This is a genomic window from Cupriavidus sp. 94F1 (genome assembly GCF_057798875.1).
The window spans coordinates 342,296-365,746 of record NZ_JBYOJT010000004.1; the positions used below are offsets into that span (position 1 = coordinate 342,296).

General features: G+C 67.5%; 21 protein-coding genes. 10 read left to right on the forward strand and 11 right to left on the reverse strand.

The window, feature by feature from the left end; all coding sequences use genetic code 11:
- Positions 1–64 precede the first annotated feature (64 nt).
- Genes AC3FJ6_RS12480 through AC3FJ6_RS12490 form a run of 3 tightly spaced genes read left to right on the forward strand, consistent with a single transcriptional unit; the run spans position 65 to position 2,420 of the window.
- Positions 65–1,138: an acyl-CoA dehydrogenase gene (locus tag AC3FJ6_RS12480; protein WP_488772152.1), complete on the forward strand. Its 1,074-nt coding sequence runs from the start codon at positions 65–67 to the stop codon at positions 1,136–1,138.
- A complete protein-coding gene (locus AC3FJ6_RS12485) occupies positions 1,135–1,737 on the forward strand; it encodes a class I SAM-dependent methyltransferase (RefSeq protein WP_488772153.1) in 603 nt (200 codons plus the stop codon). Before AC3FJ6_RS12480 ends, AC3FJ6_RS12485 begins: the two co-directional genes overlap by 4 nt.
- Positions 1,734–2,420: a glycosyltransferase family 2 protein gene (locus AC3FJ6_RS12490; protein ID WP_488772154.1), complete on the forward strand. Its 687-nt coding sequence runs from the start codon at positions 1,734–1,736 to the stop codon at positions 2,418–2,420. The genes AC3FJ6_RS12485 and AC3FJ6_RS12490 overlap by 4 nt, the downstream gene beginning before the upstream one ends.
- Here AC3FJ6_RS12490 and AC3FJ6_RS12495 read toward each other — a convergent pair.
- The 8 genes from AC3FJ6_RS12495 to AC3FJ6_RS12530 all read right to left on the reverse strand — a co-directional run bounded on the left by AC3FJ6_RS12495 (position 2,410) and on the right by AC3FJ6_RS12530 (position 10,278).
- Positions 2,410–3,357, reverse strand: a complete 948-nt coding sequence (locus AC3FJ6_RS12495; protein WP_488772155.1) for a glycosyltransferase — start codon at positions 3,355–3,357, stop codon at positions 2,410–2,412. The genes AC3FJ6_RS12490 and AC3FJ6_RS12495 overlap by 11 nt on opposite strands.
- On the reverse strand, positions 3,350–4,405 hold the full coding sequence (locus AC3FJ6_RS12500; RefSeq protein WP_488772156.1) for a glycosyltransferase family 9 protein: 1,056 nt from the start codon (positions 4,403–4,405) through the stop codon (positions 3,350–3,352). Before AC3FJ6_RS12500 ends, AC3FJ6_RS12495 begins: the two co-directional genes overlap by 8 nt.
- Positions 4,405–5,391, reverse strand: coding sequence for a glycosyltransferase family 2 protein (locus AC3FJ6_RS12505; RefSeq protein ID WP_488772158.1), 987 nt, complete (start codon positions 5,389–5,391; stop codon positions 4,405–4,407). Before AC3FJ6_RS12505 ends, AC3FJ6_RS12500 begins: the two co-directional genes overlap by 1 nt.
- Positions 5,378–7,165: a carbamoyltransferase family protein gene (locus tag AC3FJ6_RS12510; RefSeq protein WP_488772159.1), complete on the reverse strand. Its 1,788-nt coding sequence runs from the start codon at positions 7,163–7,165 to the stop codon at positions 5,378–5,380. The genes AC3FJ6_RS12505 and AC3FJ6_RS12510 overlap by 14 nt, the downstream gene beginning before the upstream one ends.
- Complete coding sequence (locus AC3FJ6_RS12515) at positions 7,146–8,366, reverse strand: glycosyltransferase family 9 protein (RefSeq protein ID WP_488772160.1); 1,221 nt, start codon at positions 8,364–8,366, stop codon at positions 7,146–7,148. The genes AC3FJ6_RS12510 and AC3FJ6_RS12515 overlap by 20 nt, the downstream gene beginning before the upstream one ends.
- Positions 8,360–8,974, reverse strand: coding sequence for a D-glycero-alpha-D-manno-heptose-1,7-bisphosphate 7-phosphatase (locus tag AC3FJ6_RS12520; RefSeq protein ID WP_488772162.1), 615 nt, complete (start codon positions 8,972–8,974; stop codon positions 8,360–8,362). Before AC3FJ6_RS12520 ends, AC3FJ6_RS12515 begins: the two co-directional genes overlap by 7 nt.
- Positions 8,965–9,714 (reverse strand): SDR family oxidoreductase, encoded by a 750-nt coding sequence (locus tag AC3FJ6_RS12525; protein ID WP_488772163.1) that lies wholly within the window; start codon positions 9,712–9,714, stop codon positions 8,965–8,967. Before AC3FJ6_RS12525 ends, AC3FJ6_RS12520 begins: the two co-directional genes overlap by 10 nt.
- 75 nt (positions 9,715–9,789) lie before the next feature.
- Entirely contained in the window at positions 9,790–10,278 is a 489-nt protein-coding gene (locus AC3FJ6_RS12530; protein WP_487522404.1) for a hypothetical protein, read from the reverse strand.
- A 317-nt stretch (positions 10,279–10,595) separates the two neighbouring features.
- On the opposite strand from AC3FJ6_RS12530, the gene AC3FJ6_RS12535 reads away from it, so the two are divergent.
- From AC3FJ6_RS12535 to AC3FJ6_RS12550, 4 genes are read left to right on the forward strand one after another with little or no spacing between them, the layout of a single operon-like run.
- Positions 10,596–11,855, forward strand: a complete 1,260-nt coding sequence (locus tag AC3FJ6_RS12535) for a glycosyltransferase family 4 protein (RefSeq protein WP_488772164.1) — start codon at positions 10,596–10,598, stop codon at positions 11,853–11,855.
- Positions 11,856–11,865: 10 nt separating this feature from the next.
- Positions 11,866–12,915 (forward strand): UDP-glucuronic acid decarboxylase family protein, encoded by a 1,050-nt coding sequence (locus AC3FJ6_RS12540; protein WP_488772165.1) that lies wholly within the window; start codon positions 11,866–11,868, stop codon positions 12,913–12,915.
- 15 nt (positions 12,916–12,930) lie between these two features.
- The gene (locus AC3FJ6_RS12545; RefSeq protein WP_488772166.1) at positions 12,931–13,671 is read left to right on the forward strand and encodes a PIG-L deacetylase family protein; all 741 of its coding nucleotides are present in this window, start codon (positions 12,931–12,933) and stop codon (positions 13,669–13,671) included.
- A 42-nt stretch (positions 13,672–13,713) separates the two neighbouring features.
- Positions 13,714–14,598, forward strand: a complete 885-nt coding sequence (locus tag AC3FJ6_RS12550) for a glycosyltransferase family 2 protein (RefSeq protein WP_488772167.1) — start codon at positions 13,714–13,716, stop codon at positions 14,596–14,598.
- Between the two features lie 11 nt (positions 14,599–14,609).
- Here AC3FJ6_RS12550 and AC3FJ6_RS12555 read toward each other — a convergent pair whose 3' ends face one another.
- Positions 14,610–17,402: an ABC transporter transmembrane domain-containing protein gene (locus AC3FJ6_RS12555; RefSeq protein ID WP_488772168.1), complete on the reverse strand. Its 2,793-nt coding sequence runs from the start codon at positions 17,400–17,402 to the stop codon at positions 14,610–14,612.
- 157 nt (positions 17,403–17,559) lie between these two features.
- Positions 17,560–18,138 carry a recombinase family protein gene (locus tag AC3FJ6_RS12560; protein ID WP_488772169.1) on the reverse strand — a complete coding sequence of 193 codons (579 nt, stop codon included), beginning with the start codon at positions 18,136–18,138 and terminating at the stop codon, positions 17,560–17,562.
- A gap of 157 nt (positions 18,139–18,295) precedes the next feature.
- Between AC3FJ6_RS12560 and AC3FJ6_RS12565 the strand changes: the two genes are divergently transcribed.
- Positions 18,296–18,559, forward strand: a complete 264-nt coding sequence (locus AC3FJ6_RS12565; RefSeq protein WP_487522411.1) for a DUF6566 family protein — start codon at positions 18,296–18,298, stop codon at positions 18,557–18,559.
- On the forward strand, positions 18,552–18,857 hold the full coding sequence (locus AC3FJ6_RS12570; protein WP_488772170.1) for a hypothetical protein: 306 nt from the start codon (positions 18,552–18,554) through the stop codon (positions 18,855–18,857). The genes AC3FJ6_RS12565 and AC3FJ6_RS12570 overlap by 8 nt, the downstream gene beginning before the upstream one ends.
- Here AC3FJ6_RS12570 and AC3FJ6_RS12575 read toward each other — a convergent pair.
- Positions 18,835–22,896, reverse strand: coding sequence for a CheR family methyltransferase (locus tag AC3FJ6_RS12575; RefSeq protein ID WP_488772171.1), 4,062 nt, complete (start codon positions 22,894–22,896; stop codon positions 18,835–18,837). The two genes, AC3FJ6_RS12570 and AC3FJ6_RS12575, sit on opposite strands and share 23 nt — an antisense overlap.
- A gap of 331 nt (positions 22,897–23,227) precedes the next feature.
- On the opposite strand from AC3FJ6_RS12575, the gene AC3FJ6_RS12580 reads away from it, so the two are divergent.
- Positions 23,228–23,437 carry a hypothetical protein gene (locus AC3FJ6_RS12580; protein WP_488772172.1) on the forward strand — a complete coding sequence of 70 codons (210 nt, stop codon included), beginning with the start codon at positions 23,228–23,230 and terminating at the stop codon, positions 23,435–23,437.
- Positions 23,438–23,451: the final 14 nt, after the last annotated feature.

A 23,451-nucleotide genomic window follows, 5' to 3' on the forward strand; every position in this document is an offset into this window, starting at 1 on the left:
CGTGCCAGGAGGGCTGCCAGGGCCCCCGGGTGCTTTGGCAGGAATCTTGCGGCGCGCCGTGCATGTGAACGCACCGCCCGCCGCCATGGTCCCCGACGACACGCTCGGATCGCTGATCGCCCGTTATGACACGCCAGACGGCATGCCGCCGCCCGGCCACGGCCAGACGCTGGCCCGCTGGCGATGCTTCGCGGACGTTGCCGCCACGCACGGCGCCGTCGCCATCAAGCTGTTCGAGGCGCATGCCGATGCGCTGGCCATTCTGCTGGAGGTCGCGCAAGCGCGCCCCCCACGCGGTACGCGCTGGGCGGTGTGGGCGGCCGAGCCCCCCGATGCCCGCGTGCACGCGCGGGCCGCCATGGACACCGACATCCGCCCGCTGGCGGCGCGCACCGGCCTGGCTGGCGGCAGGCCGCTCCGGCTCGATGGCCGCAAGGCATGGTGCTCCGGCGCGCAAGCCGTGTCGCATGCACTGGTCACCTGCCACGACGGCAACGGCGGCGCGCTGATGGCGGCCATCGATCTGCACGGCGCCGGCGTGCGCATCACCAGCGAGGGATGGCATGCCGTGGGCATGCGCGACACAGGCAGTGGCGACGTCATGCTGGATAACTGCCCCGCGCTGCAAATCGGCCCGGCAGGCGCCTATCTGGACCGCCCCGGCTTCTGGCATGGCGGCGCGGGCATTGCCGCCTGCTGGTACGGAGCCGTCCTGCCGTTCGAGCAGACCGTGCGGCGCGCGGTTAGCCGCCATGGCGACCCCCATGCTGCCGCCCACCTGGGCGCCATCGACAGCGACCTGCGCGCGACAGCCGCATTGCTGCGCGAAACGGCCGCCTGGATCGACGCACACCCCAAGGACGACGCCTACGTGCCGGCCATGCGAGTGCGCGCCACGGTCGAGGCCACCGTCCAGCGCGTGATGCAGCGCGCCGGCAACGTGCTGGGCGCCGGCCCGCTGTGTCGCGACGCGCGGCTGGCCGCCCTGTTCGCGGACCTGCCCGTACTCGTACGGCAAAGCCACGCGGAACGCGACCTGGCGTTGCTGGGGGACAGGCTGAGCCAGCGCACTGGCGGCGCCCAAGCAGGCGATGCCAGCAAAGCCACCGATGCCGGCGAGCAGGGCCATCGGCTATGACGCCCCCGGACGCCACCACCGACTTCCATGCCATCTTCGAGCAGGACGACCCCTGGGGCCTGGCTTCGCTCTGGTACGAGGCGCGCAAGCGCGATCTGCTGATGGCTGCGCTGCCTGAGCCGCGCTATGCCCGGGCGCTGGAAGCGGGCTGCGCCACGGGCCTGCTGACCGAGCGGCTGGCCGCGCGCTGCGACGCGCTGCTTGCCATCGACATGATGCCGCGCGCTATCGAACGAACCCGTGCGCGCGTGGCAGGCCTGCCGCAGGTCGAGACGCGCGTGGCGGCCCTGCCCGATGCGTGGCCAGCCGGCCGCTTCGACCTGATCGTGCTGAGCGAACTTGGCTACTACTTTGATCGCGAGCCGTGGATGCGGACCGTGGCGCAAGCCGCCCAGGCGCTCGCGCCTTACGGCACCATCGTGGCCTGTCATTGGCTGCGCCCGTTCGCGGAGCGCGCCCAATCCACCCGCCACGTGCACGCCGCGATTGCGCGCTGCCCGGGCCTGCATCGGCATGTTCGGCATATCGAGCCGGACTTCCTGCTCGATGTCTGGTCGCGCAACCCCGAACCGCTGCGCCGCCGGGAGCCCATGCGATGATCGGCGTCGTGGTGCCCGTCCACAACGAGGAAGCCAGTCTGGAGGCGTGCCTGCTCGCGCTGCGCGCCGCCGCGCTGCACCCCGGCCTGCAGGGCGAGCCGGTGATGCTGGTCGTGGTATTGGACGACTGCAGCGACCATTCGCTTGCCATCGCGAGCCGCCATGGGCCGGCCCACGTCACCTGCCTGACCATCGCCGTGCGCAATGTCGGCATCGCGCGGCACACCGGCGCCGAACTGCTGCTGGCGCTGGGCGCACGCTGGCTGGCCTTCACCGATGCCGACAGCCGCGTGGCACCGGACTGGCTGGTGGCGCAACTGGCGCTCGCCGCCGATGCCGTGTGCGGGCTCGTCACCGTCGACGACTGGAGCGGGCATCCCCCGCATGTCCCCGTACGATTCGCCACACGGTACCAGCGCGCCGACGATCATCGTCATGTTCACGGCGCCAATCTGGGCGTCTGCTCGCGGGCCTATCGCCGTGCGGGCGGATTTCCGCCCCACGCCAGCAGCGAGGATGTGGCACTGGTGCAGCGCCTGATCGCGCTGAACGCGCAGATTGCCTGGAGCGCGCTGCCGCGCGTGGTGACCAGCGCGCGCATCAAGGGCCGTGCACCAGGCGGATTCGCCGATCACCTGGCGATGCTGGCCGGCCTTTGCAACGACGCCAAGCCTAGCGCGTGACGTCGCGAAAGGCGGCCTGCCAGTCGGCAACAAAGCGTTCGATGCCAAAACGCTCGCGCGCCGTGCGGGCGGCCGCCTGGCCCCAGCGCGCCGCCATCCCGGGGTCTTCCAGCAATGCGCGCATGACATCGACCAAGCCCTCGACGCGCGTATCGACATGGCCGTTGACACCGTTGCGGATCACCGTCGCCAGTTCGGTCGTGGCCAGGCCGACGACGGGCATGCCGATGGTCATGGCTTCCACCACCGCGAGCCCCAGGCTCGTATAGCGGATCGGGTGAAAGAAGAAGCGGTAGCGCGCCATGAAGGCGGCAAGCTCGGTGTTGGCAACTTCGCCGATGCCGCCTGCCGCCTGTGCGTCCATCCCCACCAGGTCCACCGGCACGCGCCGGCTGACGTCGGCAAAGATATCCGCGCCCAGCCGCCGGCCGCGCCTGGCCAGGTGATTGACCACGCTGATGCCGCGCGCGCGATGGCCGGTGTAGCGTACCGCCGGATCGACCACCACGCCGTGGTCGATGACACGCGTCGGCGTGATACCGCTGTCCCACATCAGCGCGTTGAACGGCGTGACATGCACCAGCAGCATCTTCGGGTCCTGCACCGGGTGCCGCGTGTTGGTGGGATGCGCCTGCGGCGGGTCGTGCTCGAGATAGATGGCCGGCAGCCCGCGCTGGGCGGCGGTCAGCAGGATTTCCCTGTCGTTGGCGTAGTGGTCGTGGTGCTGGTAAAGCACGCAGTCGAACGCCGTGCGGGGCACCGCGTCATACGGCACTTCGCTCACGTTCCCGCCCCATGGCAGCTGCCCGCCCACGCCAGCGTAGCCGGGCGGATAGCCGGGCCGGGTCACCAGCAGGAAGTCGTGCGGCACCTGCGACAGGTAGTACAAGTAGTTGCCATGGACGTGCCACGTCAGGATGCGTAATCGCCTAGACATATACGGTCTCCCGATCCGCAAGGCGCCGTGCGGCGGCGGCCACGCTGTCCACGTCGATGTGCATCGCACATTCATGTCCATACGGGCACGCCTGCCAGGCGCAGGGGCGGCATGGCGGATAGTCGGCCAGCACGTGGTGCAGCGTGCGGTCCAGCGGCGCCCATCGCTCGCTGTCACTGCCGCACGACACCACCACGCTGGGCGTGTCCATGGCCGCGGCGATATGCGATGCCCCGGTGTCATTGCAAACCAGCAACCTGGCATGGGCGATCAACGCGGCCATCGCGCCCAACGACGTCTGGCCGCACAGGTTTACCACCGGCACCCCGGTCAAGGTGCAAAGCCGGGCAGCCAGTGCGCGCTCGTCGGGCGCACCCGTTACCACGATCCGCCATGGATTGCCCAGGCGTTGCGCCACCTCGGCAAAGCGTTCCACCGGCCAGCGCCGCGACAGCATGCGCGCGCCGGGGTGAATGCAGACATAGCCGCCCGGCTCCAGCCCATGGGCATCGGCCAGCTTGCGCCAGTCGCGCAGGTCGTCCGCGTGGAGCGGAAAGGAAAGATGCGTGTCCGCGTGCGGATAGCCCAGTGCGTGCATCAGGCCGAGCAGTCGTTCGATCTCGTTGCCGTCAGGCCAGGCGATCCATAACTCGCCCGGCGCGGCGGGCCGTGCGCCGTCGGACCTGTCGCAAAACCCGGCCACGCGCCGCGCGCCAAGCTGGCGCACCAGCGGATTTGTGATTGCCCCGCTTCCATGCAGCTGAATGGCAAGATCGAATCGCCGGCGCCGCGCGTCGGCGAGGAAGCGATCCAGCGCCTGCGCATCGGTGCCCTGCTCGGGCATGCCTGGCGCGCCGGGGAAAGCCATGAAGTCGTCGATCAGCGCGCAGTAGCGCGCGGCGAAATCACGTGCCCACGGCAAGCCGACAAGCGTGATGTGCGCATCGGGCTCCGCCGCGCGCAATGCCCTGAGCGCGGGCACGGCGCAGAGCATGTCGCCCAGTTGCAGCGCGCGAAAGACGGCGATCTTGCGCGTGTCGGCCGGCATCACAGAAAACCCGTGCGGAATGCCAGCGCCCCGCGCAGGCGCCAATAGAGCGACAACGGCGGGATGACGATCGACGTCACCACCATCTCGCAGACATGGCGCGGCCGCCACGACGCACCGCGCAGCCGGCGCGCACAGAATGCCGCCGTCAGCAACACCCAGCCGGCTGCCGCGACCGCCGCCACCTGCGCGGCGCCGGCAAGCACGCCGGCCAGCGCCACACCGGCACACGCCACGATCGCGTAGTAGTGCCAGGGCGGCACACGCCGGATACGCTGGCGATACAGCCGCGGATGCTTCTTGTACAGCAGGGCATCGAAGAAGACCTTGGCCTGTGCCCGCGCGCTGGCACCCCATTCGGCGGGGCGTACGGGATGCTCGACCACCGCATCGGTCGCGCGGCCCACCGGGCCGACCTGCCCTTCGAGACGGAACTGCAGGTCGGAGTCCTCCCGCCATGCGCGCGTGAAGCGTTCGTCAAAGCCACCGACCCGTTCGAATGCCGTGCGTCGCACAAAACAATTGGCGGTAACGAATTCCGCGCTGGCCAGCCCGGCCGTATCGCGCTCGTGGTCGGTTGGCCGTGCCGGCGTGGGCACCACGACCCGGCCCGCCGCCGCGCACCATCCGGGCGTGCTGGCCAGGGCCAGATAACCGTTGCAGACCCAGTCCGGCGACGGGATCGTATCGTCGTCGGTGAAGGCCAGGATCTCTCCCCGCGCCAGACGCGCGCCAGCATTGCGGGCCCCGGCCGGCCCCTGCGTGGCCGGCACCGCCGTGTAATGGAACGCCACGGCACGATACCGGGCCGCCAGCGCCGCCACCAATGCCGCGATGGCCGGCTCGCAACCATCATCGGCCACGATGATTTCGAACGCGCGCGTATCCATCTGCTGATGGCACAGCGCCTGCAGACAGCGTTTGAGCAGCGCCTCGCGCCGATAGGTGGCAATGACAACCGAGACCAGCGGTTCAGATGCTTGCATCGGCGGTCTCCTTGTGGCCGGCCTTCATCGCTGGCGCGGCGCCTGGCTTCTCCACCAGGAACGAACCGATCACCAGCGCGTCCAGCGGAGACGTCCAGAAGCACTCCACGGCATCGCGCGGCGTGCACACAATCGGCTCGCCACGCGTGTTGAACGACGTGTTGACCAGCACCGGCACGCCCGTCAGCCGCTCGAAGGCCGCCAGCACATCGTAGTAGATGGCGTTCTGGTCGCGACGGATCGTCTGCACCCGTGCCGTGCCATCCACGTGCGTCACCGCCGGAATGCGCTTCGCCTGCTCAGGAATCACGTCATAGACGAACAGCATGAACGGGGCGGCACCGTCGCCGGGCTTCTTCGCGCGGAACCATTCGCCCAGGCGCTCCTGCATCACGACCGGCGCCACCGGCCGGAAGTCCTCCCGATCCTTGATGTCGTTGAGCCGCTGCTGCATGCCCGGATCGATCGGCGACGCCAGAATCGAACGCGCTCCGAGCGCACGCGGGCCGAATTCCATGCGTCCCTGGAACCAGCCGATGATGCGGTTCTGCGCCAGCAGCTCTGCGGCGCGTGCCGCCACGTCATCGAGCCGGCGATAGGGCAGCTTGGCCCAGTCCAGGAACGCCGCGATCTCGTCGTCGCCGAACGCCGGCCCCAGGTAGGCGTGTTCCATCGTCCAGTGCCGCGACGGCCGGCCGCGTTCCGTGAAGTCCACCCACAAGGCCGCGCCCAGCGCCGTGCCGGCGTCGCCAGCGGCCGGCTGCACCCATACCGCGTCGAACGGCGCCTGGTCGCGCACCCGCGCATTCATCACGCAGTTGAGCGCGACACCGCCGGCCATCGCAAGGTTGGCTTCGCCGGTGGTTTCCGCGAGCCACGCCGCCATGCCGACCACGGTCTCTTCGAGCACCTGCTGCAGCGAGCGCGCGATGTCGAAGTGCCGCGCGTCGAAGGTATCGCCGCGCAGGCGCGCGGGGCCCAGCACCGTTTCGAGATCGACATCGGCCACGCGGTAGCCGCCTTCGCCATCGCTGGTCACCATCCGGCGGAACACATCGAGATGGGTTAGCTTGCCGAACGACGCCAGCGCCATGACCTTGTACTCGTCCGACGAATGCAGGAAGCCCAGATGACGGGTGACCTTCTCGTACAGCAGCCCCAGCGAATCGGGCAGGTCGATCTGCTTGATCCGCCGGTACTCGCGCCCATCGAACATGCCGTAGCTGGTGGTGGCCGATTCGCCGCGGCCGTCCATCGTCAGCACGGCGCATCGCTCGAACGGCGCCGCCAGGAACGCGCTGGCCTCATGCGCCATATGGTGCTCGATGAAATGCCAGCGGAACGGCCCGTCGTGACGGATCTCGCGGAAGCGGGCCGACAGGTGATGCGGGGCGCCCGAAGCCAGTTGCCGTGGCGCATTGACCACGTACGACAGGAACAGCGGATCCCATGGCGATGTGCGGGCATCGGGTTGCCGGTCGCGCGACGGCTCCAGCGGCAGCACCACCGATTCCTGGCCATGCAGCGCGCCAAGCAGCAGCGCCGGATCATAGGAATACGCCACATGGTCGACGTCCGCCAGCGTGATACCGGCTTCGCGCAGGCAGTAGTCGATGGCATGCCACGGCAGTTCCCACGCGCTGAACGGCACCGGCCGCTTGCCGTGCTTGATATGCGTGAAGCGTTCGTCTTCCGCGGCCGCCACCACCACCCCGTCATGCACCAGACAAGCGGCGGAGTCGTGATAGGCGGCGTTAATGCCGAGCGTGTACATGGACATCCTCCTTGGCGATGGCTTGCACGGGCATGTCCTGCCCGATGGAAACGTGCTGCGGCATAAGCACCTGCCGGGCCTGGCAAGCCCACGGCATCGTCGTCCGTGCGCCGGCCTCGCCGCCGAGGAGCGCCATCGATGCCTCCACTACCTGCAGCACCGACACTTCGCGCAGGCAGCGATGATGGCCTTGCGGGCATGCACTCTTGTAGCAATAGCGGCACGGCACGTCCTGGAACAGCACGCGGTGCGGCACCATCCATGGCGTGTGCTGCGGATTGGTCAGCGCGTACAGATCCACGACCGGCGTGCCGAGCGCGGCCGCCATATGCACCGGGCCACTGTTGTTCGACACCAGCAGATCGCTCGCCGACAGCAGCGCACCCATTTCGCCGATCGACAACCGGTCGGCCATCGGCACCACCGCCGGATGGCCGGCCAGCTTGCAGACTTCCTCCACCAGGCGGCTTTCGCCACCATTGCCCGTGACGACGACAAGCGCCCCGACACCAACGGCCAGTTCCCGCGCCACATCGGCGAAGCGCTCCGCAGGCCAGCGCCGCGATGCGGCCGTGGCACCGGGATGCACCACCACGCGCACGGTGGCGCGATGCATGCCAGCCAGGTCTGTCAGCAGACCGTCCGCCATCGCGCGGTCCGCGTCGGTCAGTGCAAACCGCAGGCGCGGGTCGCCAGTGACGGCGCCCACGTGCGCCACAAGGTCCAGCTGGCGCTGCGCTTCGTGCCGTGGCGGCGCATCGCTCTTCGTGTCGGGCTCGGTGTCGGGCACCCAGTCGGTCAGCAAGGCATAAGGGTTCTCGCGGCAATGGGCCAGCCGCAGCGGAATGCCCGCCATGCCGCAAAGCATGGCCGCTGGCAGCGCGCTCTGGCTGTAAACGGTGAAGATCACCGCCGCGTCGAAAGACTGCGCTGCGAGCTGCACGACCCCGTCGCCGATGGCGGCAGCCATGCCGTCTGCATCGTGCGCATGCCGGACCCACGGCGCATCCCACGCCATCACGTCGTCGATCATCGTCAGATGCGGCGCCAGCATGGCCGACGCGCGCGACGTCAGCAGCGTCAGGCTGCGCCCCGGTACGCTTTCCGCAAGCGCCTGCATCGCCGGGGTGGTCATCAGCACATCGCCCATGTTGTCCAGCCGGACGCACAGCACGCGCCGGGCTTGCTGCCATGTCAGCATGGCCGCTCCGTCATCATCGGGGGCGATGGCGAAATCGGCAGACCGGCCGCAATGACCTGGGCCGCGCGGTCGAGCGTCGGGACGATAAAGTCCGGCGTACGCAGGGCACCGCCAATCCATTCGGTTTCGTTGCCGCAATCGACAAGTACCGTGCCGCAGCCGGCACGGCGTCCAGCTTCCACGTCGTCGAGGATGTCGCCCACCATCCATGATTTGCCCGGATCGCAGCCCAGCGCCGTGCAGGCCTGCCGCAGCAGGCCGGGCGCGGGCTTGCGGCACAGGCAATGCACGGCGTAGGGCCTGACCTGGCCGTCCGGATGATGCGGGCAATAGAAGAAGCCCGAGAGCCTGGCGCCATGCAGGGCAAACAGATCGCTCAGGCGCTGGCGGACGGCGTCGAGCGCCTCCGCGTCGAACCGGCCCAGCGCGATGCCCGGCTGGTTGCTGACCACGGCAAGCGGCAATCCCAGCCGCGAGAGCCGGCGCAGCGCGTCGCCGACCGTATCGGCCAGGCGAATCTTCGCGGGGTCCACGTTGTAGGGCACGTTCTCGAGCAGCGTGCCGTCCTTGTCCAGCAGTACCGCGCCGCCACGCTCGACTATGGCCATGAGGTCTCCTTCATCGGCAGCACCATGACTTCCGGGATCACGGTTTCTTCGGGCTGCGTCAGCACGAAGCGGACGGCGCGCGCCACGTTTGCGGGGTCCTGCAGGTTCGAGGTGTCGATATCGGGAAACCTGTCGAGCAGGAAGGGCGTGCGCATGCCGCCTGCCACCACGGCCGATACCTTGATGCGATGCGCGCGCAGTTCGGCATGCAGCGCATGCGACAGGCCCAGCAGGCCCCACTTTGTCGCGTGGTACGCCGACGCGTTCGGCCAGGCCCGCTTGGACGCCGTGGAGGCGATATTGACGATATGCCCGCCGCCCTGGGCCTTCATCAGCGGCACCGCGGCATGCGTCAGCAGATACGGACCATACAGGTTGACCATCAGCACGCGCCGCCACTGCTCGGTATCCACTTCCTCGACGGGCAGCGTGATGTCGATGGCCGCGTTGTTGATCAGCCCGTCAAGCCGCGCCCCGCCATCCGCAATGTCGGCGAACAGCCGCTGTACGGCGGCCGGGTCCGAGACATCGGCGCAACACACCGTGGCCTCGGCGCCCGCTTCGCGCAATGAGGCCGCGCACCGTTCGCCAAGCGCCTCGTTGACATCGGCAACGATCACATGCGCGCCGGCTTGCGCGAGCATGCGGCAAATCTCGGCGCCCAGACCGCCCCCTCCGCCAGTCACCAGATACCGTTTGCCTTCCAGCTGCGGATGCCTGTCTTGCTCGAAGTCCCGCATGTTGCCCTCCCCTTGCGTCGTCAATGAATGGAGCCCTCGCAGCGAATTGCGTGCCATGCATGTCGTCGCCCAGCATCAGCCCTGCATGTTGCCGTGCAGCCGTTCCCGCACCACGGCACGCAGCAGGCTGGCAATACAGCGCGAAAATGCCTCGTCATACCATCCGTTTGCACCGCTGGCGGCCACGACGATGCCGTCCAGCACGATGGCGCCGGCCAGCACCGTGTCGCCCGTGCAAAGCAGGTGTGGCGCGCGATCCATCAGCTGGCCGCTGTCGATGGCCGTGCGCCACGTGATGCGCGCCTTCTCGCGGGCGTAATACGCATAGTCGGCATCCCAGCGGTCGCGCGACGGCAGCGAGTGCTCGTACAGGATCGCCTGTTCGAACGCGCAGGCACCGTAGGGCTTGCCCGGATCCATGATGACGATGTGCAGGCAGTGGCTCTCGCCGACGCCCTTGTCGTCGAGACTGGCCTCGAGCATGGGCAACGCGAGCGCGATGGCACGGCGCGCGGCCTCTGTATCGGCCAGCGGCAGGCGGCCGGCTTCGGTATGGGCTGACATGGGGTTCCCCGACAGGTATGGGTGCGTCTGCCATGCAAGCTTTGCGCCGAGCCGTGCCCCCGCCGCCGCCGCAGCCATGTCCGTGGCAATCGCCTTCCGTACATCGGCTGCGGACCAACGCTTCTACACGGCGGCAGTAGAAACGGCTCTCGCGAACTGCAAATGCGGCGCGCCCGCCCCCCGGCTTGGCGGGCGGCGCGGCGTGACGCGGAGAACCGTTATAACGGTTCTCCGTACGGGCGACGTCTCCTTTCCGCCGATTGGCATGCATGCTGCAGACGGCCGGTTTGAACAACGACCACAACGCGGAGTCCGCCATGCGAAGAATTGCCCTGATCAGCGAACATGCCTCGCCGCTTGCCAGCATCGGCAGCGTCGACAGCGGTGGACAGAACGTCTATGTGGCTCACCTGGCCCGGCAGCTCGGCAAGAGCGGCTACCCGGTGGACGTCTTCACGCGGCGTGACAAGGCGCTGCTGCCGGACGTCGTCGCCTTCGCGCCGAACGTCCGGGTCATCCATGTGCCGGCGGGGCCCGCCGTCCAGGTGCCTAAGGAATCGCTGCTGCCACATATGCCGGCGTTTGGCGACTACATGGTGGAGTTCATGCGCCATGACGCCATCGGCTACGACATCCTGCACGCCAACTTCTTCATGTCTGGCGTGGCGGCGCTACGCGCCAGGCAGGCGCTGGGCATCCCGCTGGTCATGACGTTCCACGCGCTGGGCAAGGTACGACGGCTGCACCAGGGCAGCGCGGACGGCTTTCCTGACGCGCGCTTCGATATCGAGGACGCGCTGGCACGCGAGTCCGATTGCGTGATCGCCGAATGCCCGCAGGACGCCGAAGACCTCGTTACCCTGTGCGGGGCGCAGCGGTCACGCATCGAAACGGTGCCGTGCGGCTTCGACGACGAGGAGTTCGCGCCGGTGGAGCGCACGCACGCCCGCGCCGCACTGGGCTGGGACGGCAGCGAGTTCACAGTGCTGCAACTGGGCCGCCTGGTGCCGCGCAAGGGCATCGACAACGTGATTCGGGCCATCGGGCATCTGCGCCACACGTTGGGCATACGTGCCCGGCTGTACGTGGTCGGCGGCAACGCGGAATCGCCGAGTGTTGCGGCCACACCCGAGATCGGACACCTGCAACAAGTGGCCGACGCGGCCGGCGTGGCCGACAGCGTCACCTTCGTCGGCCGGCGTGGCCGGGAACAGCTGCGCCAGTTCTATGGCGCATCGGACGTCTTCGTCACCACGCCGTGGTATGAGCCATTCGGCATCACGCCGGTGGAAGCCATGGCCTGCGGGGTGCCGGTGGTGGGCGCCAACGTCGGCGGTATCCGCTCCACGGTGCTCGACGGCGAAACGGGCTTTCTGGTGCCGCCCAATGCACCGGAACCGCTTGCAGAGCGGCTTGCGCAGCTTTGCGCCGACCCGGCCCTGATGCAACGCATGGGCGAGGCCGGCCGCCAGCGGGCTCAGGCCCTGTTCACGTGGGCGGGCGTGGCGCGGCAGATGGAACAGGTCTACGCCCGGCTGGTGCATGGCGCCGCTGGCGCCGGCCGCGTGGCGGCATAGGGGACACACCATGAAGGATCCTCATCAGAAGCGCATCCTGGTAACGGGCGGCGCCGGCTTCCTCGGTTCGCACCTGTGCGACCGCCTGGTCGAAGCCGGCCATGATGTACTTTGCGTCGATAACTTCTACACGGGCGGCAAGGAAAATATCGCTCACCTGCTGCCACGGCCCAATTTCGAATTGCTGCGTCACGACGTGACGTTCCCACTCTATGTGGAGGTCGACGAGATCTACAACCTGGCCTGTCCGGCGTCGCCCGTGCATTACCAGAGCGATCCGGTGCAGACGACCAAGACCAGCGTGCATGGCGCCATCAACCTGCTGGGCCTGGCCAAGCGTGTCAAGGCGCGCATCCTGCAGGCTTCCACCAGCGAAGTCTACGGCGACCCGGACCACCATCCGCAACAGGAAAGCTACTGGGGACACGTGAATCCCGTCGGCCGGCGGGCGTGCTACGACGAAGGCAAGCGGTGTGCGGAAACGCTGTTCATGGACTATCACCGCCAGCACGGCGTGGACGTGCGGATCGCCCGGATTTTCAATACCTACGGGCCTCGCATGCATCCGGCCGACGGCCGCGTGGTGTCCAATTTCATCTCGCAGGCGCTGGCCGGCGAGCCGCTTACGCTCTATGGCGACGGGTCACAGACGCGCTCGTTCTGCTACGTGGACGATCTGGTCGAAGGGCTGATCCGCCTGATGGCATCGAATGCAGCCGGCACGCCGGTCAACCTGGGCAATCCATGCGAGACCACGATGCGCGACATCGCCACCGAGATCCTCCACGCCACCGGCTCGGCCTCGACGCTCGAACATCGGCCGCTGCCGGAGGACGATCCGCGCCAGCGGTGCCCCGACATCACCCTGGCCCGCACGCTGCTGCAGTGGCAGCCGGCCGTGCCGCTGGCACAGGGATTGCGATTGACCGTGGCTGCGTTCGTATCCCGCCGGGCGGTGCAGCAACGCGCGCGCGCGTGCGCGACCCTGTGGCAGCCGCCCGTGGGCGAGGCACGCGACGAGGCGCCCGCGCCTGACTGGCACCCGACCGACTTCCGCTGACTTCCGCTGATATCGATGACGTTTCTTGAGATTCCCAAGCCGCTGACCGTCATCTCTCCCCACCTGGACGACGCCGTCTTCAGTTGCGGCACGCTGCTTGCCGCCGCGCAGGATGCCGTTGTCGTCACCGTGCTCGCGGGCGTGCCGGACGCCGGCACCGAGGTGCCGGACTGGGATCGGGCCGCAGGCTTCGGCAGCGTGACGCAGGCCGTTTCGCAACGGCGCCGCGAGGATGCACGCGGCCTGAACATGCTCGGCGCGCGACCCGAGTGGCTCGGCTTTCTCGATGGGCAATACGGCCGGCAGCACAGCGCAGAAGAGATCATGGCCGGGTTGGCCGCTTCGCCCTCGATGCAGCGCGGTGGCACCGTGATTGCGCCGATGGGGCTGTTCCATAGCGATCACATCCTGGTCAGCCGGGCCTGCATGCTTCTGCGTGCGACGGTATCGAGCATGCAGACCGCCGATACGGCGGAAGGCGGCACGCCAGTGCCGCCGGTGCAATGGCTGTTCTATGAAGACGCGATCTACCGGCGGCTGCCCGGCATGGTGCAAAGCCGCCTGATGGGCTGGTGGCAGGCCGGGCTGATCGCCGCGCCGGTGCACTTTCCGCTTGCACCCTGGCAAAACATGAAGATGGCAGCCGTGGAGGCCTACGAGAGTCAGCTGCCGCTGTTCAACGCGGGGCAGCTCGCGGACCTTGGCGCGCCCGAGCGGTACTGGGCGCTCGACATCGTGCCGGCCAAAGGCACCTGATCCGGCGCACGAGCCGGCACACTGACGGTCGCGCAAACGACAATGGACGCTATCCCCTGGCACGCCGGCATCAGCGTGGTCGTGCTGACCCACAACCGCCGCGACACCCTGTGCTGGACGCTGCGCCATCTGCAGGGCTTGCCCGAACGGCCCCGTATCGCAGTGGTGGACAATGGGTCCACCGACGGCACGGCGGCCATGGTGCGCGATGTCTTTCCGCAGGTCGTCTGCCTGCGCAGCGACACCAACCTGGGCGCGGCGGGCCGGAACCTTGGCGCGCAATGGGCGGCCCAGGTGGCCGGCACCCCGTACGTGGCGTTCTGCGATGACGACTGCTGGTGGCAGCCCGGATCGCTCGCCCGGGCCTGCGCACTGCTCGACGCGTATCCCGCCGTGGCCTCGTTGACCGCGCGCATCCTGGTGGGCGCTTCCGGCAAGGAAGACCCCACCAGCACGCTGATGTCGCGCAGCCCGCTGCCCTCCGCGGACCTGCCGGGTCGCGCCATTCTGGGCTTCATGGCCGGCGCGACGGCATTCCGCACGGATGCCTTCCTGGCCGCCGGCGGTTACGACGAACGGTTTTTCATCGGTGGAGAAGAAACCGTGCTCGCCTGGAAGCTTGCCGCGCACGGCTGGCGGATGGTCTACGCCCCGGAACTGGTGGTTCATCATCATCCCAGCCCGTTGCGCGACAGCCGCGCCCGCCGCGCGCTGCTGGCACGCAACGCCGTGTGGGCGGCGTGGCTGCACCTGCCAGCCACCATGGCGATTGGCGATACCGTGCGCGCCATGCCGTCCCTCGCCATGCATCTGGGCGTGGCAGGATGGCGCGAACTGGCGCACGGCATGCAGTGGGTGCTGCGTGAGCGGGCCGTGGTGGGCGACCACGTGGTGGCGGCGCTGCGGCTCACGCGTCGGCAACGCTGACGCCCGGCCAGTCAGGACGACTCATTGCGCGAGCCACGCAGCGCGCCGGAAGACCCTGCTGGAAGCGGGTCGCCCGATGGGGCCGACGGTCCGGCCGCGGCATGCCGGTAGTGGGCCGATATCGCCGCGATCAGCTCCGCCATCTGCACGGGCTTCGACAGATGCAGCTGGAAACCCGCCATCATCGCGCGGATGCGGTCCTGCGGCTGCGCGTGACCGGACAGCGCAATGGCGGTGACGCGGCGCACCAGCGACACTTCGCGCTCGGATTCCAGGCGCCGCACGTCGCGCAGCACGGTGTAGCCATCCTCCTCGTCCAGCGCGATATCGCAGAGCAGCACCTGGGGCCACTGGGCCGGCGCGGTCTCCGACAGGTGCTGCAACAGGTCGCGCCCGTGCGCGAATGCCAGCGCCTCGGCACCCAGGTCTTCAAGCGCATCGACCAGCACGTCGCGCGTGGGCGCATCGTCGTCCAGCACCAGCACGCAGCAGCCGCGCAACGTTTGCGGACCCAGCACAAGCGGCGGCGCGTCTGTCAGTGACAGTTGGGGCGTCGCCAGCGGCTCGCCTAACGGGCGCATCGGCATGCGCAGCTGCCACATCTGCTGGGCCGTATCGGCCTTCAACGTGATGCCCGCCTCGGCCAGCTCCGCCTGCAGCCGCTGGATCTCGGCGGCCGACACCGGATGCCCCTGCGCCGACGCCGTGGCCGACAGGGTCAACGCCGCGTCGCCGTTGCTGCGCTCCAGGCGCAGCTCGATGCGGCCACCCGCTTCCACCGCCTCGACGATGCGCTCGCAAAGCTCCCATATCACCTTCTGCAGCAATCCCGGATCGCCGGTCACGCGCAGCTCGGCCTCGCCCACGACCGTGAACAGGTGGATATGGCGGGACGCGATGCGCTCGCGCAGGCCGTCCACCACGCCGGCGACAATCGTTTCGAGCCGGATGGGCTGCAGCGCCAGCCGCTCTTCGGTGCGCTCCAGTTCGCGCTGCTGCTGCTGCAGCCGCCACATCTGCGCGTAGACGCCGCCGCGCGCCAGCAGCGCCTGGTGCGTGCCGGCCTCCACCACCCGGCCATGTTCCATGACCAGGATATGGTCTGCATCGGTGATGGTCGATAGCCGGTGCGCGATGATGAATGCGGTACGGCCCTTCGCCACACGCGTCAGTTCCACCTGGATGGCGCGCTCGGTACGCGTGTCGAGCGCCGACGTGGCTTCGTCGAACACCACGATCGGCGGCCGCTTGAGCATGGCGCGCGCGATGGCCACGCGCTGGCGCTCGCCGCCGGACAGGCGCACCCCGCGCTCGCCGACCATGGTTTCGTAGCCGTCCGGCAGACGATCGACGAACGCATCGAGCTGGGCCGCGCGCGCGGCTTCCACCACATCGGATCGCGACGCACCCTCCAGGCCATAGGCGATGTTGTAGGCAATCGTGTCGTTAAAGAGAATGGTGTCCTGCGGCACGATGCCCACCGCCTCGCGCAGGCTGCGCTGGGTGACCAGCCGCAGGTCCTGCCCGTCGATCAGCACGCGACCCGAGTCCGGTTGATAAAGCCGGAACAGCAGGCGCGCCAGTGTCGACTTGCCGGAGCCGCTGCCGCCCACCACCGCCACGGTCTGCCCCGCGCCCACGCGAAAGCTCACGTCCCACAGCGTCTGGCGGCTGGGGTCGTAGCTGAAATTCACGTGCTCGAACGCAATCTCGCCCTGCCTGACCACCAGCGGCCGCGCGCCGGGCGCATCGTCGTCCTCGCCGGCGCGGCCCTTCGCGTCTAGCAGCGCGAACAGGCGTTCCACGTTGGTCATTGCGTCGTTCGACTCGCGAAATATGAAACCGAGCGTATTCAGCGGCAACACCACTTGGATGATGTACGCGTTGATCAGCACGAGGTCCCCGACCGTCAGCGTGCCCTGCGCCACCCGCTGCACGCCCAGCAGCATGACGCTGGCCACCCCGATGGCAATGCACCCGCTCTGCGCGATATGCAGCGCCGACAGCGCGTGCTGGTTTTCCACGCTGGCCTCGACCCAGCGGTCCAGCAGGCGGCCAAGGCGGCGCGACTCGAACGATTCGCGGGCGAAGTACTTGACGGTGTCGTAGTTCAGCAGGCTGTCCACCACCTTGCTGTTGGTCTGCGCCTCCACGGCGTTGACGCGGCGCTGCACCCGCATGCGGCGGCGGGTCAGCAGCGCCGTACAGGCCGAATAGAGCACGAAGACGACCAGGATGATCGCCGCGAACTGTCCGCCGTAGCCCGCCACCATGATCACCAGCACGGCCGTGATCTCCAGCAGCGTGGGCACGATGGTGAAGACGGCAACACCAAGCAGGAAGCCGATGGCGGCCGTGCCCTTGTCCATGTCACGAATGATGCCGCCGGTCTCGCGCTGCGAATGGAATCGCGCACCCAAGCCGTGCAGGTGCGAAAACGCGCGGGCCGTGAAGGTGGCCACGGTGCTCTGCGCCACTTGCGCGAACACCACGTCACGCAGTTCGTTGAACGCGTTGCCGAGCAGCCGCAGGACGGCGTAGGCCAGCACCAGGAAGACCGGGATCGTGACGATCAGGCGCACCAGCGGCCCCATGCTGGCGGCGCCGGCGGGGTTGGCCAGCGTCTGCGCGGACGCCGCCTCGTCCACGATCAGCTTCAGGATCAGCGGAACCGATACCGTGGCGGCCTTGGCCAGGAGCAGCAGGACGATGGCCACCACGACACGGACGCGATGGCGCCAGATGGCCGTCCAGAGTTCGCCGGCAATGCGCCGGCGCGATACTGGCATCGCGGTTTGTGGCATGCGCTTGGCCTCCGCAACCGGGAAAGTTCGGGAACGGTATCGCCAGGCGCAAGGAGTATGCCCATCGCCACGTCAGCGTTCACGCACGGTCGGCGGCGGCGCACGGGCAAGAATTGCATCGCGCCACGCCGATCGTACATGGTGCGGGGGCGCCGCGTCACTCCGGGTGGACGTCCCGGATCCGCATGATGGTCTGGCGTGACACCTTGAAAGTGCGGGCCAGTTCGCTGACCGACGTGCCCCGGCGCAGCGCCGCCCGGATTTCATCATGCATGTTGGTGGCCAGCGCCGGGCGCCTGCCCAGGCGGCTGCCGCGCTCGACGGCCTGCTCGGCGCTGGCCTTCATCCGGGCGCTGCGCGTGTCGCGTTCCAGGCCCTCCACGGCCTGCAGTGTCCGGAATGCCGTGGATGCGGCGTCGGTCAGCATCCCTTCGCCGGTTTCGAGGCAGTGAAGTTTCACGCCAAGCGCCCGGAACCGCTCCACCGTGGCGACCACGTCGCGCACGGAACTGCCAAGACTGCACAGGCGCAGCGTGGCTACCACATCCCCGGCGCGCAGACGCCGCAGAAGTTGCTGCATGCGCGGACGTTCCAGCGCAGCGATTGACGTCGGGGTGCATTCCCACCAGGCCTGTCCGAAATCCACGACATAACCGGCGGCGTCAAAGCTGACGCATTCCTTTTCGAACTCGCGAAGGGTGGAAGCCTGATTGGTGTAGACGTGGATCGAGGGCATGTGGCGGTGCGTGACCGATAGTGAGTGCAAGCATATCAGGATGTCCTGAACCTGGACATTCCGGACAACGCTGCCATGTATCGCCACGGGGGCGACCTTCTTACAATTTTTCCACAGGCAATCGATATGCCTGGTATCTGGAAGCAAGGAGACCGCCATGGCAATGCAACAGTATTATGGGCATACCGTCGAAGGCGCCGCGCTGTTTCTGGGCGAAAACAACTGGCAGGCATCGGGGCGCGTGGCGCAAGGCGGCGCGGTCCTGGTGCAGTCGTGCGACATTGGTGTTTTCCGGACATGCGAACGGGCCATGGCCGAAGGGCTGGCCTGGGCCAAGGACTGGATCGACCGCAACCAGTGTCCTGGCTACGTCCAGCCGCTTCCTCCTGCGGCGGGACATCCCGAGCCGCTCCATGCATGATCCGTCCCGTACCGGGGAACGTCGGTGCTTCGACCCTGCAGCGGCGCTGGCCCAGGTAGACCGACACATCGCCGAAGGCCGGACGATTATCCGCCGCCAGATTGCCGTGCTGCGCCAGATGCAGCAGGACGGCCTGCCCACCCGCAATGGGCTGGAACTGCTGGCGGCGCTGCGCGCTACCGTCGAGGCATTACGCCGGCATCGCCGGTTCGTACTCGAAGCCATGCCGCCCGGGCCGGCGGACCATGCGCCGCGCCCGGATTGTTCGCCGGATGTCAGGCAAGCCGAAGGCGCATGAGCGTGGAAAGCAGGTCATCCAGCATGACCGGCTTGGGCAGATGCGCATCGAATCCCGCCTGCAGCGCCGCGTCGACGTCACTGTGGCGGCCATAGCCGCTGAGCGCGATAGCGGGCACTTCCTTCAGCGCGTCCTGCCCGCGTACCCGGTGGACCAGCTGATAGCCGTCCATGCCGGGCATCCCGATATCCGACAGTAGCAGGTCGGGCTTGCGCAACTGCATGGAAGCCAGCGCCGACTCGCCATCGCTGGCCACGTCGACCAGGGCGCCCTCGGCCTCGAGCAGCATGCGGAAGGTTTCCACGGTCTGCTGGTCATCGTCGACCAGCATCACATGCATACCGCGCAGCAACGATGCCGGCAGCACACCGGCGTCGTCTTCGGCCATCGCCGGCGTGCCGACCGGCAGCGTCACGGTGAAGGTACTGCCCTGACCGGGGCCGGCCGATGCGGCCTCCGCGGTGCCGCCGTGCAGTGTCGTGATTTCCTTGACCAGGTTCAGGCCGATGCCCAGCCCGCGCGACCGCGCCCGCATGGCGCCGCCCTGTCGGAACATGTCGAAGATATGGGGCAGCGTCTGCGCATCGATGCCCATGCCGGTATCTTCCACGGTCAATCGCGCAACGCTGGCATCGCTTTCCAGCACCACCTTGATGCGGTCGCCTGACTCCGTGAATTTCAGCGCATTGCTGAGCAGGTTCCAGACCACCTGCTCGATGCGCGTCACGTCGGCATGAATCCACACGGGCTGGTCCGGCAATGCCGCCTCGAGCGTCGTCCCCCGCTGGCCCGCCTCTTCTCGCACCGCATCGCTGACGTGCCGCACAACCTCTGCGAAATCGATCGTGGTGCGCGCGACCGACAGCTTGCCGGTGCGCACGCGGGACATGTCCAGCAGGTCGTCGATGATCTGTGCCTGGCCAAGCACCGTGCGCCGGATCGTTTCCGTGGCACGGGCGATCATGGGATTGCGGCGCGCCTCCGCGGAACGCGCGATCAGTTCGCTGCTGGCACTGATCAGGTTCAGCGGATGCTTCAGTTCGTGCGACGCCACGGCCAGGAACTCGTCACGATGATCCTGGACGGGCGTGGCGCGGAACCCGCCATCAAGACGCAGCGCGCCGGCCGGCACCGCCTCGTTCATGTCGCGGCAGATCTTGGCATAGCCGCTGACGCCGGACTGTTCCAGCCGGGACAGCACGCCCGTGGAGCGGAAGCGCGTGCCGTCCTTGCGCAGGTGCCAGCGGTCTTCCTCCACCCGCCCGAACTTGCGTGCCTGCGCTCTTTCCTCCGCCGGCACACCGCGGTCGCGATCCTGCGGCAGATAAAGCACATCGGCCGGCTCGCCCAGCAGTTCCGCTTCGGTGTAGCCGAAAATGCGTTGGGCGCCCATGTTCCAGCTGGTAATGCAGCCGTCGTCGTCGAAGGTGATGATCGCGTAGTCGCGTGTGCTTTCGGCCACGATGCGCATGCGCCGTTCGCCCTCGCGCAACTGGGCCTCCGCCGCCTTGCGCGACGTGATGTCGATAAACGACAGCACAGCGCCGTCGATGCGGTCTTCGGTCGTGCGATAGGGCAGAAAGCGCGCCAGATACCAGCGGCCATCGCTGCTTTGCACCTCGCGCTCGATCAGCCGCAGCGAATCGAAGGCCTCGGCCGCATCGTCGGACAGCTTGTCGTAGTCGAGCCGGTGCGTGATGTCCAGCAGCGAGCGGCCAATGTCGGACGGGATGATGCTGAACACATCGGTGGCACGCGGCGTGTAACGCTTGATACGGATGTTCCGGTCGACGAAGATCGTGCCAATGTCGTTGGCCATGATCAGGTTCTGCAGATCGTCGTTGATCTTGCTGGTTTCCTCGACCTTCGACTTCAGTTCGGCATTGACCGTGGTGAGTTCCTCGTTGATCGACTGCAGCTCTTCCTTGCTGGTCTCGAGTTCCTCGGTGGCCGAGCGCAGTTCCTCGTTGATGGCCTGCAGTTCCTCGTTGGACGCCTTCAGTTCCTCGGTGGACGTCTCCGACTGCTCGATCGTGGCCTGCAGTTGTTCCTTGGTGCGATGCAGTTCGCGTTCGAGCTGGCTGACGATCGGGTCGGGCTGGCGCTTCTGCGGGGCGTCGGACGACTCGCTCATGCTGTCCTCCACCTCATGGAACAGGATCAGGACGAAGTCCGCATTGGCCTCGGCGTCATGCACCGGCCGCGCAATCATGTTGACGAAGTAGTTGCGCCCGTCGCGCGTCAGCTGCACGCGTCGCGCCTCCACGCTATGGTTGGTCTGCAGGGCCTGGAAGATGGCGGTGCGCAGTTCCAGGCGCAACTCGGGCCGTACGGCCGCAATCACGTTGTGGGACGGCTCGCCGCCTGCATATTCGAGGAAGCGCCCCGCGCGATCCGACAGGTGAACGATGTCCGACTCGCGGCTGACCAGCACGCTGGGCGGAGCATGCTGCTCCACCAGACGCTGGTGCAGGTCACCGAACGAGAACTTGCGGCGCCCAGGCGGCTGCATGATCGCAATCGGCATGCGCATGTTCTGCATGGCCGCCGACATCGGCACGGGCGCATCGCCGCGTACCGCGACATTGGCCCGGTAGATGCGCGCCTTCTTGTCCACCACCGAGAACAGCGAGCTGACGCTGTCCGCCGCCTCGGAACTACCGAGGAACAGATAGCCGCCGGGACGCAGCGCAAAGTGGAACGTGCGCAGGACGTCGAGCTGCGCTTCGCGATCCAGGTAGATCAGCAGGTTGCGGCAGCAGATCATGTCCAGCCGCGAGAACGGCGGGTCGCGCAGCACGTTGTGCAGGGCAAACAGCACGTGTTCGCGCAGTTCCTTCTTGACGCGGTAGTGCGCGGCGTCCTTCACCAGGAACTGGCGCACCCGGCCAGCATCGACATCGGCCAGGATCGATTCCGGATACAGCCCGGTGCGCGCGTAGGAGATGGCCCGCTCGTCGATATCGGTGGCAAACACCTGGAACGGCACGGCTTCCGCGTTCCGCGACGAGGCCTCCGCCAGCAGCATTGCCAGCGAGTAGGCCTCCTCGCCCGTGGCACAGCCGGCAGACCAGACGCGAATCGGCTCGTTTTCGAGGCGATGTTCCAGCAGTTGCGGCACGACATCGTTCTGCAACAGGTCGTAGGCGTCCTTGTCGCGGAAGAAGTTGGTCACGCTGATCAGCATGTCCTGCAGCAGGTGCGGCGTCTCGTCGGGGTGGTCGTGCAGGAAGTCGCGATACTCCTGCAGTTCCGACAGCCCGCTGACCTGCATGCGGCGCTCGATGCGGCGCAGCACCGTGGCGCGCTTGTACTGGCGGAAGTCATGGCCGGTGCGCGTACGCAGGATGACCATGATCTCGCGCAGAATCCGCTCGTTGTCCGTGGCCACGACGTCGTCCGCATCCGACTCGGCCTCCACGGTGGCGCGAATGCGGCGCTTGTTGGACCACATCTCCAACAGACGCTGGGGCATGTCCGCCACGGGCAGCACGAAATCGACCTGACCGGTACCGATGGCGGCGCGCGGCATGCTGGAGAACGCCGCGTCATCGGGTTGCTGGGCCACCACGATGCCGCCCAGTTCCTTCACCCGTGTGATCCCGACGGCGCCGTCGGCACCAGCGCCCGACAGTACGATACCAACCGCCCGGTCACGGTGGGCTTCCGCCAACGAGCGCAGAAACAGGTCGATGGCCATGCGCCGGTCATCATGTGACGCAGCCGCCTGTACCCGCAGGTATCCATCCACCATCGTCAGCACCATCGACGGGGCAATCAGATAGACGTGATTGGGCTCGATGGCGGTGGCTTCATTGACCTGTTGCACCGGCATCGAAGTGACCCCGGACAGGATGCCCGGCAGCGAAGTGGCGTGGTCCGGCGACAGGTGCAGGACAATGACGTATGCAGCACCCGTGCGCGCCGGAATGGCTTCGAAGAATGACCGCAGGGCCTCGATTCCGCCCGCGGATGCGCCGATTCCCACCACAGGAAAGTGAAGTTGACTGGGAATGGATTTCACCTTGGACGGAGCCATGAACGTAGATGCGCCGATGCTGGATAGAGACCGCAATCATACTACGCAGGAAGTTCGCCACCGCTGGTGTCAGGCTTCCCCGGCCTTCCTTGCGGAACCCCCAAAAAAGAAGGCCGCTCCCAAGGAGCGGCCCGAATACGAACTGACTCTCTTGCGTGGCGCGAATCGTGCAAGAGCCTCCCGAATATATGTCCAGCCGTGATGCTATCGTACGTCCGAAATGCATGCTATACGGACACTCCATAAAAGGGATTTTCCGCCGAGTTTGGCGACATGCGCGCCGGTCGTGCCGATATATTGAAGTGAGTCATTCCTCAATCCCTTGACAGCCATGCAAAAAGGAAAAGCACTGCGGGATCTGGTGATTCTTGACCGCTATATCGCCGAGCGCGAGGCGGAATTGCGGCGTGCGGAAGTGGCAGCCCGGCTGGCCTCCGCCAGCGGCGACGCCCAATCGGCAGGAACGCTCGCCGTCCTGCGCCAATCGATCCACGTCCTGCGGACGCGCCGCGAGGTCCTCGGCGGCAACGGGCGCGGGTAACACCCGAACGGTGC